Raw genomic sequence first — 11,448 nt, 5'->3', positions numbered from 1 at the left:
TGATCAGCGTGCTAGCTGCCTACGTCGCCGAGTTCCATCCCGACAACCCGCTCGCGGGCCTGGTGGTCGCTGACCGCCCCGCTCCCGAGGCGCCCGAGGGCTGGGCGCTCGTCGACGTGCGGGCGGCCGCCCTGAACCACCACGACGTGTGGTCGTTGCGGGGCGTCGGTCTCAAGAGCGAGCAGCTGCCGATGATCCTGGGCTGTGACGCGGCCGGGGTCGACCAGGACGGCAACGAGGTGCTGCTGCACGCGGTCATCTCCTCGCCCGGCTGGATCGGTGAGCAGACTCTGGACCCGCGACGTTCCCTGCTCTCGGAGCGTCACCAAGGCACCCTGGCGGAGCAGGTCGTGGTGCCAACTGCCAACCTCGTGCCCAAGCCCAGCGGTCTGTCCTTCGAGGAGGCCGCCTGCCTACCCACCGCCTGGCTGACGGCCTACAAGATGCTGTGCATCAACGGCGGACCTCCCGGCTCGACCGTGCTCGTGCAGGGCGCCGGTGGTGGGGTGGCCTCGGCGGCCATCGCGCTCGGCTCGGCCCTGGGCTACCGGGTGTGGGCCACGAGTCGGGACGAGTCCCGGCGCCAGCGGGCCCTCGACCTGGGTGCTGACGCCGTCTTCGAGAGCGGGCAACGTCTCCCCGAGCGGGTCGACATCGTCCTGGAGACGGTCGGCGCGGCGACCTGGTCGCACTCCGTCTCCAGCCTGCGCCCCGGTGGCACCGTCGTCATCGCCGGGGCGACCTCCGGTGATGCACCGCCGCGGGCCGAGCTGACCCGGATCTTCTTCCAGCAGATGCGGGTCCAGGGCTCCACGATGGGCAACCTGGAGCAGCTGCAGCAGGTTGTCCGGGTGGTCGAGCAGACCGGCGTGCGCCCCCTGATCGACCGGGTGCTGCCGCTGTCCCAGGCCGCGGACGGGATCGCCGCCCTGCATGCCGGTGAGGTCTTCGGCAAGGTGGTGCTGACCCCGTGACCCCGGTGCCTGCCCCTCAGGACGGGGTCGGCTATCTCGGGCCGGCGGGCACATTCTGCGAGGAGGGGCTGCGCCGCCTGGACCCGGACACGGCCGAGAGCGCCTGGCCGGCTCCGACCGTGGCCGCTGCCCTCGAGACGCTGCGGGAAGGCGTCCTGGCGGAGGCGCTCGTCCCCTTCGAGAACTCGGTCGAGGGGTCGGTGTCGGCCACCCTCGACGAGCTCATCCGCGGCGAACCGCTGGTCATCACCGGCGAGGTGCACGTCGAGGTCGAGTTTGCCCTGATGGCCCGCCCCGGCACTGACCTGGCCGCGGTGCGCCGCATCGCGACGCACCCGGTCGCCGAGGCACAGACCCGGGACTGGATCGCCGCACACCTCCCGGGCGCCGAGGTGATCCCGGAGTCCTCCACCGCCCGGGCTGCGGTGCTGGTCGCCGCGGAGGTCTATGACGCCGCCATCGCCGCGCCCCTGGCTGCTGAACGGCACGGACTGAACATCCTCGTCGGTGGGATCGCTGACCGTCCCGGCGCGGTGACCCGGTTCATCAGGCTCGCCCGCCCCGGCCACATCCCGGAGGCAACGGGTGCGGACGTGACCACGCTGGTGGCCTACCTGCGTCACAACCACGCCGGTGCCCTGCTCGATCTGCTCAACCAGTTCGCGATGCGCGGTGTCGACCTGGTCCGGCTGGAGTCACGGCCCACCGGAGAGGCGCTCGGCCAGTACTGCTTCGCGATCGAGGCGCTCGGACATCTCCGTGAGCCGCGGGTCGCGGAGGCCCTCAGGGGGCTGCACCGGGTCTGTGCGCAGGTGCGCTTCCTGGGGTCCTACCCGCGGGCCCAGGCAGCGCAGACCCCGGTGCCCGAGGTGGCCACCGCGCAGGCGTATGACGCGGCTCGAGTCTGGGTGGAGCGTCTCAGCCGTTGACCTTGAGCCAGTCCTGCCAGCCTGCGTGCAGCACCAGCCACGCGATCAGGCCATAGCCGGCCTGTCCCGGGTGGACGCCATCGCCGGCGGCCAGATCTGACTGCCACTGGTCGTGGTCGCGCAGCGGGTGGAAGCAGTCCACATAGGGAACTGCGCGACGCGAGCACACATCCGCCTGTGCGTCGGCCAGAACCTCCAGGCGCTGGTTGACCTCGGCGTCCAGGGTCGGGGTGGGACCCACGACAAAGGTGCTGATGCCGGTGGTGGTCGCCTCGTCGAGGATGTTTGCCAGGTTGAGCCGTGAGCGCGCGGTGGTGATGCCGGCAGCGACGTCGCCGGCGCCCACACCGACGACCAGACGGCGCTCGGAACGGTCCAGCCACCGGGGGGCGCACTCGGCCCGCCAGCGGCTCATCACCTCAGCGCTGGACTCTCCCCGCACCCCGAGGTTGTAGGCGCTCAGGTCGGCATCTGTGACCGGGCTGCGGCCCACCACGCGGCTGACCCAGCCCAGGGCCTTGGGGTCGCCGTAGCCGGCCACGAAACCATCACCGACGAAGCACAAACCGATGTCCCGTGGTCCGTCGGTGATCTGGAACTCCGCGCTGGGGTTGAACTCCACGACGGGCTCGTCGTCGGTGGCTGTCACAGGGTGTCCTCCATCATTCGTCGTCGATCTCGTCGTCCAGTCGGGCCAGCCACGTGGCGAGGCGGTCCACGGGCGCCTCAAACTCGGGGTGCAGGTCCACGAACGTGCGCAACTGCTCAGAGAGCCACTCGAGAGTGACCTGCTCGTCGCCTCGCCTGGTGGCGAGCTCCTCGATGCCGCGGTCGGTGAAGTACACAGCCGCAGACTAACCCGCGGGAGCCTCCACGTCCTTGTGCCACGACTCTGTGACGTAGACCGTCTTCCAGCCCATCGAGGAGTAGAGCCCGTCGGCTCCGGTGGGGGAGTCGGCGTCGACCTCGAGCCCGACCCGGTTGCGGCCGCGTGCGGCCGCGTCGGCGATGACGGCCCACAGCAGGGCCTTGGCGACCCCGCGACCACGGGCGCTGGAGTGGACGCCGATGTACTCGACATACGAGCCGTCTGGGACCGGGTTGCCCGCCGGGTCCAGGCGACCAGTGACGGTCGTGCCGACCAGGGCGCCCGCCGGTGCACCGTCGACGTCGGCCAGCCACCAGTGGTCCCACCGGTGACCGGGGTCCGCGCGGAGCCGGTCGAGAAACTCCTCGAAGGTCTCGCGGTAGTTGTTGAAGTGGTCGGCGAAGGACTCCTCCAAGATCTCGTGCACGGCGTGCAGGTCCTCCTCGTCCGGCAGCCCGACGGCGTCGTCGCGGCGGACCCGGTGCACCACCACTCCCTCACGCGGCTGAGGGTGGTCGGTGGCGTCCTGTGCCGTGACGGGGCGCTCCATCTGCCACCAGGTGCGCACGTGCTTGAAGCCGGCGTCCTTGAGCCAGCGATCCTGGCGGTCGTCGTCCTGGAAGGCTCCGGAGTCCATCTGGGTCGCCGCCAGCCCACGGTCCCTGGCGATCTCCCCGGAAGTGCGCTCGGCCAACGCAAAGCAGTGGGTCGCGACCGGCTCGGCCTGCGCCGGGTCAAGGTCCGGGTCCACGGTCACGCCCACCAGCACTCGTCCAGCGGCCCGGTCGTGACAGCTCACCCAGGCGCGGGCAGCCCCCTCCGGGTCGCGGATCAGCCAGTGCCGCCGGGTCACTGCTCCCTTGCCGGTGACATCGGCCGCTACCTGCTCGCTGTCGGCGCCGGGCCAGCCGCGTGCCTCCTTCTCGTGCTGTCTCAGCAGCCGGACCAGGTCCGGCACGTCGTCTCCGGTGGGTTCCTGGGCGGTCCAGCCAGCGGGAAGCGCAGCGTGCGAGGGGGCAACGTCGGGAGAACTCATGGCGGGCATTCTTTCAGGAAGTGACTCGGGCCGTGTCAGCACCCTCCGCGGGGAGGGTCAGGCCCGAGGGGAGACCCATCGCTGGCGGCGAGCCTGCACACGCGCAACGGCCCGGGCAGGCTGCCCGGGCCGTTGCGCGCTGTGATCAGACTCTGCTGATCCCACTCACCTCAGGGTCAGCGGTCGAAGGCTTCCTTGATCAGGGCTGCCTGCTCGACGGCGTGCACCTTGGCCGACCCCGTTGCCGGGGAGGCGGAGGCCGGACGGCACACGACCCGCAGCGGTCGCTTCTCGCCGGACTGCGCCATCGACTGGGGCAGGTTAAGCGCCATGAACGGCCAGGCGCCCTGGTTTTCCGGCTCGTTCTGCACCCACACCAGCTCGGCGTTCGGGAACTGCTTGACCTGCTCGGCGACCTCGCGGCCAGGGACCGGGTAGAGCTGCTCGACCCGGATGATCGCGGTCGTCTCGTCCTCGCGCTGGGTGCGCTCGTCCTCCAGCTCGTAGGTCAGCTTGCTGCTCACCAGGAGCACCCGCTCGACCTTGGCCGGGTCGTGCTCGACCCGGTCCGGCAGGACCGGGCGGAAGGTGCCCTCGGTGAAGTCTGCCGGACTGCTGCCCGCGCTCTTCAGGCGCAGCATCGCCTTGGGCGTGAACACGATGAGTGGCTTGCGCGGGCGGGAGAACGCCTGCTTGCGCAGCAGGTGGAAGTAGGACGCCGGGGTGGAGGGGTAAGCGACCACCATGTTGTCCTCGGCGCACAGCTGCAGGTAACGCTCGATCCGGGCCGAGGAGTGGTCCGGACCCTGTCCCTCATAGCCGTGCGGGAGCAGCAGCACGACGGAGGAGTGCTGACCCCACTTCTGCTCCGAGGAGGAGATGAACTCGTCGACGATCGTCTGGGCACCGTTGGCGAAGTCGCCGAACTGGGCCTCCCACATCACCAGGGCATCGGGCCGCTCCACGGAGTAGCCGTACTCGAAGCCCATCGCGGCGTACTCGCTGAGGAACGAGTCGTAGATCCACAGCTTGGCCTGGTCGTCGGACAGGTGCCGTAGCGGCGTCCACTCCTTGGCGTTGCTCTTGTCGGTCAGGACCGCGTGCCGCTGCACGAAGGTGCCGCGTCGAGTGTCCTGACCGGCAAACCGGACCGGAGTGCCCTCGACCAGCAGCGAGCCGATGGCCAGCAGCTCGCCCATCGCCCAGTCGATGCCACCCTCGCGGGTCATCTCCTGGCGACGCTGCATCAGCTGTGCGAGCTTGGGGTGGACCGTGAAGCCCTCCGGCGTCGCGACAAAGGCGTCGCCGATCTGCTCCACGAGCTCTGTGGAGATCTTGGTCTGGTGCGGCTTGTGCGGTGCGCGCTCGTCCTCGTCCTGGGCCCGCGGCCGGTCGAGCTGACCGGTGGTGCCGTCCTCGCCCTTGAGCGCGGCCTTGGTCTCGGTGAAAACCTGCTCCAGCTGACGCTGGTAGTCGCGCAGCGCCTTCTCCGCGTCGTCGATGGTGATGTCGCCGCGACCGACCAGCGCCTCGGTGTAGAGCTTGCGGACCGAGCGCTTGTTCTCGATCAGCTCATACATCAACGGCTGCGTCATCGAGGGGTCGTCGCCCTCGTTGTGTCCGCGGCGGCGGTAGCAGACCATGTCGATGACGACGTCCTTGTTGAACGCCTGGCGGAACTCAAAGGCGAGCTCGGCGACCCGCACGCAGGCCTCCGGGTCGTCACCGTTGACGTGGAAGATCGGCGCCTGCACCATCCGGGCGACGTCTGTGCAGTAGACGGAGGAGCGTGAGGCTTCCGGCGCGGTGGTGAAGCCGACCTGGTTGTTGATGACCACGTGGATCGTGCCGCCGGTGCGGTAGCCGCGCAGCTGGGACAGGTTGAGGGTCTCGGCGACCACGCCCTGACCAGCGAACGCAGCGTCCCCGTGCAGCAGCACGGGCAGCACCGTGAACACCTCGCCGGCCAGGTCGAGCCGGTCCTGCTTAGCGCGGACGATGCCCTCCAGGACCGGGTTGACAGCCTCCAGGTGCGAGGGGTTGGCAGCCAGGTAGACCCCGGTCGACCTGCCCTCCTCGTTGGTGAACTTACCCTCGGTGCCGAGGTGGTACTTCACGTCGCCGGAGCCCTGCACGGAGCCGACGGCCTGCTTGCCCTCGAACTCGCGGAAGATCTGGCCGTAGGACTTGCCCGCGAGGTTGGCGAGGACATTGAGACGCCCGCGGTGCGGCATACCGATGCAGACCTCGTCGAGCTCCTCGTTGGCGGCCTCGCTCATGATGCGGTCGAGCAGGGCGATGACGGACTCGCCACCCTCCAGGCTGAACCGCTTCTGGCCGACGAACTTGGTCTGCAGGAAGGTCTCGAAGGCCTCCGCGGCGTTGAGCCTGCGCAGGATGCGGAGCTGCTCGTCCGGCGAGGTCTTCTCGTAGGGGACCTCGACTCGCTCCTGGATCCACTCGCGCTGCTCGGGGTCCTGGATGTGCATGTACTCGATGCCCACGGTGCGGCAGTAGGAGTCGCGCAGGATGCCCAGGATCTTGCGGAGGGTCAGTCGCGGGGCCCCGCCGAAACCGCCGGTGGCGAAGCTGCGCTCCAGGTCCCACAGAGTCAGACCGTGGTTGGTGATGTCCAGGTCGTGGTGGCGGCGCTGGCGATACTCCAACGGGTCGGTGTCGGCCATCAGGTGACCGCGCACCCGGTAGGAGTGGATCAGCTCCTGGACCCGGGTCGCCTTGGACACGTCGTCGTCGTGCGAGGAGGTGATGTCCGGGGCCCAGCGCACCGGCTCGTAGGGGATGCGCAGCCCGGTGAAGATGTCGTCATAGAAGCCGTCGGCGCCGAGCAGCAGCTGCTGCAGCACGCGCAGGAACTCCCCGGACTGGGCACCCTGGATGATCCGGTGGTCATAGGTCGACGTCAGCGTCAGGACCTTGCTGACGGCGGCCCGGGCCACCGAGTCGGGGCTGGCGCCCTGCCACTCGGCCGGGTAGTCGAGCGAGCCGACGCCGATGATCGCGCCCTGGCCCGGCATGAGACGGGGCACCGACGAGACGGTGCCGATGCCACCGGGGTTGGTCAACGAGATCGTGGTGCCCTGGTAGTCCTCCAGGGTGAGCTTGTTGTCCCGAGCCTTGCCGACCAGCTCCTCGTAGGCTGCCCAGAAGTTGCCGAAGTCCATCGTCTCGGCGCTCTTGATGTTGGGCACGACCAGCTGCCGGGTGCCGTCGGGCTTGGCCAGGTCGATCGCCAGACCGAAGTTGACGTGCGCGGGCTCGACGAGGTGCGGCTTGCCGTCCTGCTCGGTGTAGCTGTTGTTCATCTCCGGCATCGCCTGCAGCGCCTTGACCATGGCATAGCCGATGAGGTGCGTGAAGGAGACCTTGCCGCCGCGGCTGCGCGAGAGGTGGTTGTTGATGACGATCCGGTTGTCGATCAGCAGCTTCGCCGGGATGGCGCGCAGGCTGGTGGCGGTGGGGACCTGCAGGCTCAGCTCCATGTTGGTGACCGTGCGGGCGGTCGCCCCCCGCAGCTTGGTCACCGAGGACTGGGACTGGGGACCGGTCGACTTGCGGGCCGGGGCGTCTCGCGACATCGGCGCGGAGCCGGTCGCGGGGGCCGGCTTGTCGGACGTCTTCTCCGCCGCCGACGGTGCGCTGGCTTCCTTGGCGGGCGCCGCGGCCTTCCTGGCCCCGCCCTGGGGGGCCGACTCCTTGGGTGCCTCGGCTTTCGGTGCCTCGGCTTTCGGTGCCTCGGTCTTGGGTGCCGACTCCTTCGGTGCTGGCTCCTTGGGGGTCGGCCGGGCGGCTGCCGGCTGCTTCGACACCGGGGTGTCGGCTGGGCGCGCGGCGGCCTGCTGCTCACCCACTGGCCCGTCCGCTGCCTTCTCCTTGGTCACCGACTCCACGGGCGCGCCGTCCTGCGTGGCGAAGTATTCGCGCCAGGCGACGTCAACGGACGAGGGGTCGGCGAGATAGTGCTCGTGCATATCCTCCACGAGCCACTCGTTAGCCCCGAAGTCTGCTAGGGGGTTGTCGCTGCTGGGGGACTGGTTCGCCACGGCGTGCGCGCCTCTTTCTCACAGGTAGTGGGCAGAACTGATGCCTGGCAAGCCTATCTCCGATAGGGACACCTGCGCGCACTGGGCGCGCGGGCCTCAGGTGATGTCACGGCGGCGGGTCAGCCAGAGCCCGATCAGCGTCATCACCGCGGCGTAGGCCAGCAGGGTCAGGGCGCCGCCCCACCAACTCAGCTGGTCGCCGCCGGCACCCATCGCCGCGGAAATGGCCGGGTCCATGCCGGAGTACAGGGACAGTGTCGCCGTGGTGGCCTGGCTGGGGAAGTAGGAGGCCACCACGTCCCAGCCATCGAAGAAGGTCAGGGCGAAGGCCACCAGCGGCTCCACGATGAGGGTGATCGCGATGCCCAGGAACAGGGCCGCCACCTGGTTGGGGATCAGCACTCCCAGGCCGAGACCGATCAGCCCCCACACGACGAGGATGAGCGCCATCAGGGCGAAGGTCTGTGCCAGTGCCCCCAGGTCGGGGAGCAGGGACTCGCCGGCCGTGGTCAACAGGATGCCGCCGCCCACGAGGGCGCCAGCGATGTGGGCCACAGCGTTGACCACCAGGATGATCACGAGCGAAGCGACCTTGGCCAGGATCACCTGGTGACGCCGCGGACCGGCAAGGAAGGTGATGGACAGGGTCTTGTGCCGGAACTCTGAGCCCATGCTGAGCACGCCGATGACCAGCGCGAGCATGTAGGCGAACTGGATGCCACCGGAGTAGATCATCCGAGCCCGGGTGAGGTCGGGCAGGACCTCACCCAGCTCGATCATCGTGTCTCCGCCGCCGACCGGCAGCTGACCATAGAGCGTGAAGTAACCCGTGAAGGCGGCGAAGAGGGCACCGACCAGGAACATGGCCAGCGCCATGCCCCACCACATCCGGGTGGTGAAGTACTTGCGCAGTTCGGAACGGATGAGCTTGGCGTTCATCGCTGACCCCCCTCGGTCGCCGCGGCCGGCCCGGGTGTGCTTGGCGGCGCCGCCGTTGGTGGTGCGGTGGCTGCGACCTCACCCCGGTTGCGGTTCTGGCGCTCGGGCGCCTCGGTCAACTGGAAGTAGAGGCGCTCCAGGTCCGTGCGCAGGACCCGCAGCTCATGGACCGGGATGCCGGCGGCGAGGGCGAGATCGCCGACCTGAGCCAGGTTCCCGGTGCCGACCCGGACCGCACCGGGACCTTGTGCCGGCTCGTCGAGAGCGGGGAGCCCACCGGCGCGGAGCGCTGTGATGAGCCCACGGGAGTCACTGGTGCGGACCAGGGCCGCGGGCTCACCGTGCAGCTCATCCATCGTGCCCTGCCGGACGAGCTGACCGTTGGCGATGATGACCACGTCGTCGACGGTCTGCTCGACCTCGCTGAGCTGGTGGGAGGAGATCAGGATGGTCTTGCCCTCGGACGCCAGGTGGCGCAGGAAGCCGCGGAGCCAACGAATGCCCTCCGGGTCCAGACCGTTGGACGGTTCGTCCAGGACCAGGACCTCGGGGTCGCCGAGCAGCGCGGCCGCCAGACCGAGCCGCTGCCGCATGCCCATCGAGTAGCCGCCGGCCCGCTTGTTGGCAGCGGCGGGGATGCCGACCAGGGTGAGCAGCTCATCGACGCGGCTGTCCGGGATCCCGTGGGTGGCGGCCAGGACCCGCAGGTGGTCACGGCCGGTGCGGCCCGGGTGGAAGTTGGTGGCCTCCAGGGCGGCCCCGACGGTCTCGAGGGGACGGGGCAGCGCGGCATACGTCACGCCGTTGATCAGGCCCGTGCCGCTGCTGGGCCGGATGAGTCCCAGCAACATGCGCAGGGTGGTGGTCTTGCCGGCCCCGTTCGGGCCGAGAAAGCCGGTGATCCGGCCTGGCTGCACCTCAAAGGTGAGGTGGTCGACGGCGACGAAGTCCCCAAACTTCTTGGACAGGTCACGGACTACGATCGCGGCCTCACGTGCCTGTGGAGGTCGCTCCGCGGTGGCGGGCACGGTCATTGATCATTCCCCCTTCGGGTCGTGGACGGAGGCGTGGCCGTCCGACAGACAGCCCACCATGTGCGGGCGGGACCGCGCATCCCCATTGCGGGGGAGATCTGGAGCCCTGTCGCCCGAATCCTCCCATCATGCGGGTGACCCGTGTGGCGGCCGCTCAGGCCGCGACGCTCAGAGCTTGACGACCACGGTCTTGGTCTGGGTGAACGCGTCGAGCGCCTCGCGGCCCTTCTCGCGCCCGTAGCCGGACCTGCCCCAGCCGCCGAACGGCAGCTCGACGCCGCCGCCCGCGCCGTAGTTGTTGACGAAGACCTGACCGGCCCGCAGCGCCGCGGCCAGGCGGTGCCCGCGCGAGAGGTCGCGCGTCCAGACAGCGGCGAGCAGACCGTATGCCGTGCCGTTGGCGAGCGCGACCGCCTCGTCCTCCTCCGTGAAGGTCATCGACGCGATCACCGGACCGAAGACCTCCTCCTGGGCCAGGCGTGACTGCGGGGCCACGCCGTGCACCAGGGTGGGGGAGAAATAGGCGCCGTCGGCCAGCGCAGCGTCCTGGGGCCGGGATCCGCCGACCAGCAGCTCCCCACCGGCGAGGTCGTCCATGAAGCTCTCGACGCGCCGCTGCTGCTTGGCGGAGACCAGCGGTCCGAGGTCCGGGTCGGTCGCTCCGGGGCCGATCGTGGTCGCCGCGAAGATCGCGATCACCTTGTCCAGCAGTGCGTCCTGGACGTCCCGGTGCACGAGCAGCCGGGACCCGGCGGAGCAGGTCTGACCGGCGTTCTGCAGGGCTCCCCGCGCGATCGCCTCGGCAGCGGCGTCGAGGTCGGCGTCGGCAAAGACCACCTGGGCGGACTTGCCGCCGAGCTCGAGCACGGTGGGCACGACGCGGTCCGCCGCGGCGTGCGCGATGACCGAGCCGATCTCGGTGGAGCCGACAAAGCTGAGGTGGCCCACGCCGGGGTGTGCCGTCAGGGCGGCCCCCGCCTCGGCACCGGTGCCGGTCACCACGTTGACGGTGCCCGGCGGGATCCCGGCCTCGACCGCCAGCCGGGCCAGGGCCACGGCCGTGCGCGGGGTCTCGTCTGCGGGCTTGACCACGACCGCGTTGCCCGTCGCGGTGGCGGCGGCGACAGAGCGGGCAAACAGTTGCATCGGATAGTTCCACGCGATGACCGAGCCGACCACACCGAACGGCTCGCGCAGCGTGTAGGCGTGCAGATCCGGGCCCTTGGGGATGGTCAGCCCGTAGTAGGAGTCGATGGCATGGGCGTAGAACCGCAGATAGCGCGCGGCGACCCGGGAGTCGGCCCGGGCCTGGGTTAGTGGCTTGCCGGTGTCCTGGGACTCCAGTTGGGCCAGGGCCTCCGCGTCGCGGTCGACCAGGCCTGCCCAGGCGGTGAGCAGGTCCGAGCGTTCCTCGGGGGTGGTGCGTGCCCACTGGCGTTGGGCGGCCGCGCCCGACTGCACGGCGTGGTCGACCTCGCCGCTGCCTCCGCGGGCCACGGGCCCCAGACTGCGTCCCGTCGCGGGGTCGATGTTGTCGTAGCTGTCGGTGCTGGCGACGTCCTCGCCACCGATGAAGGAAGTCGTCAGATCCATGGCGCGACTATCGC

The 11,448-nt window shown here is 69.8% G+C and carries 9 protein-coding genes; 2 read left to right on the top strand and 7 right to left on the bottom strand.

What is annotated here, in order from left to right:
* Positions 1-8 precede the first annotated feature (8 nt).
* Positions 9-974 carry a zinc-binding dehydrogenase gene (locus FNH13_RS16250; protein WP_228266449.1) on the top strand — a complete coding sequence of 322 codons (966 nt, stop codon included), beginning with the start codon at positions 9-11 and terminating at the stop codon, positions 972-974.
* Positions 971-1,903 (top strand): prephenate dehydratase, encoded by a 933-nt coding sequence (gene pheA, locus FNH13_RS16245; protein WP_228266448.1) that lies wholly within the window; start codon positions 971-973, stop codon positions 1,901-1,903. Before FNH13_RS16250 ends, pheA begins: the two co-directional genes overlap by 4 nt.
* Here the strand turns inward: pheA and FNH13_RS16240 are convergent.
* From FNH13_RS16240 to FNH13_RS16210, 7 genes are all read right to left on the bottom strand, one after another.
* Complete coding sequence (locus FNH13_RS16240) at positions 1,893-2,552, bottom strand: GDSL-type esterase/lipase family protein (protein ID WP_143784414.1); 660 nt, start codon at positions 2,550-2,552, stop codon at positions 1,893-1,895. The two genes, pheA and FNH13_RS16240, sit on opposite strands and share 11 nt — an antisense overlap.
* Positions 2,553-2,565: 13 nt before the next feature.
* A complete protein-coding gene (locus FNH13_RS16235; protein WP_143784413.1) occupies positions 2,566-2,748 on the bottom strand; it encodes a DUF6104 family protein in 183 nt (60 codons plus the stop codon).
* Between the two features lie 9 nt (positions 2,749-2,757).
* Positions 2,758-3,807: a GNAT family N-acetyltransferase gene (locus tag FNH13_RS16230; RefSeq protein WP_143784412.1), complete on the bottom strand. Its 1,050-nt coding sequence runs from the start codon at positions 3,805-3,807 to the stop codon at positions 2,758-2,760.
* Positions 3,808-3,983: 176 nt separating this feature from the next.
* On the bottom strand, positions 3,984-7,868 hold the full coding sequence (locus tag FNH13_RS16225) for a multifunctional oxoglutarate decarboxylase/oxoglutarate dehydrogenase thiamine pyrophosphate-binding subunit/dihydrolipoyllysine-residue succinyltransferase subunit (protein WP_143784411.1): 3,885 nt from the start codon (positions 7,866-7,868) through the stop codon (positions 3,984-3,986).
* Positions 7,869-7,964: 96 nt separating this feature from the next.
* Positions 7,965-8,807: an ABC transporter permease subunit gene (locus tag FNH13_RS16220; RefSeq protein WP_143784410.1), complete on the bottom strand. Its 843-nt coding sequence runs from the start codon at positions 8,805-8,807 to the stop codon at positions 7,965-7,967.
* Positions 8,804-9,841: an ABC transporter ATP-binding protein gene (locus tag FNH13_RS16215; protein WP_143784409.1), complete on the bottom strand. Its 1,038-nt coding sequence runs from the start codon at positions 9,839-9,841 to the stop codon at positions 8,804-8,806. Before FNH13_RS16215 ends, FNH13_RS16220 begins: the two co-directional genes overlap by 4 nt.
* Positions 9,842-10,009: 168 nt before the next feature.
* Positions 10,010-11,434: an aldehyde dehydrogenase family protein gene (locus tag FNH13_RS16210; RefSeq protein WP_143784408.1), complete on the bottom strand. Its 1,425-nt coding sequence runs from the start codon at positions 11,432-11,434 to the stop codon at positions 10,010-10,012.
* Positions 11,435-11,448 lie beyond the last annotated feature (14 nt).

It is taken from the genome of Ornithinimicrobium ciconiae (assembly GCF_007197575.1).
Lineage (GTDB): Bacteria > Actinomycetota > Actinomycetes > Actinomycetales > Dermatophilaceae > Ornithinicoccus > Ornithinicoccus ciconiae.
The sequence above is the reverse complement of the archived record's forward strand: the minus strand, read 5'-3'. Positions and strand labels throughout refer to the sequence as shown.

Excerpts from the sequence above, each read along its gene's own strand:
- FNH13_RS16230 (WP_143784412.1), bottom strand. The coding sequence starts at position 3,807 with ATGAGTTCTCCCGACGTTGCCCCCTCGCACGCTGCGCTTCCCGCTGGC.
- FNH13_RS16220 (WP_143784410.1), bottom strand. The coding sequence starts at position 8,807 with ATGAACGCCAAGCTCATCCGTTCCGAACTGCGCAAGTACTTCACCACC.
- FNH13_RS16215 (WP_143784409.1), bottom strand. The coding sequence starts at position 9,841 with ATGACCGTGCCCGCCACCGCGGAGCGACCTCCACAGGCACGTGAGGCC.
- FNH13_RS16210 (WP_143784408.1), bottom strand. The coding sequence starts at position 11,434 with ATGGATCTGACGACTTCCTTCATCGGTGGCGAGGACGTCGCCAGCACC.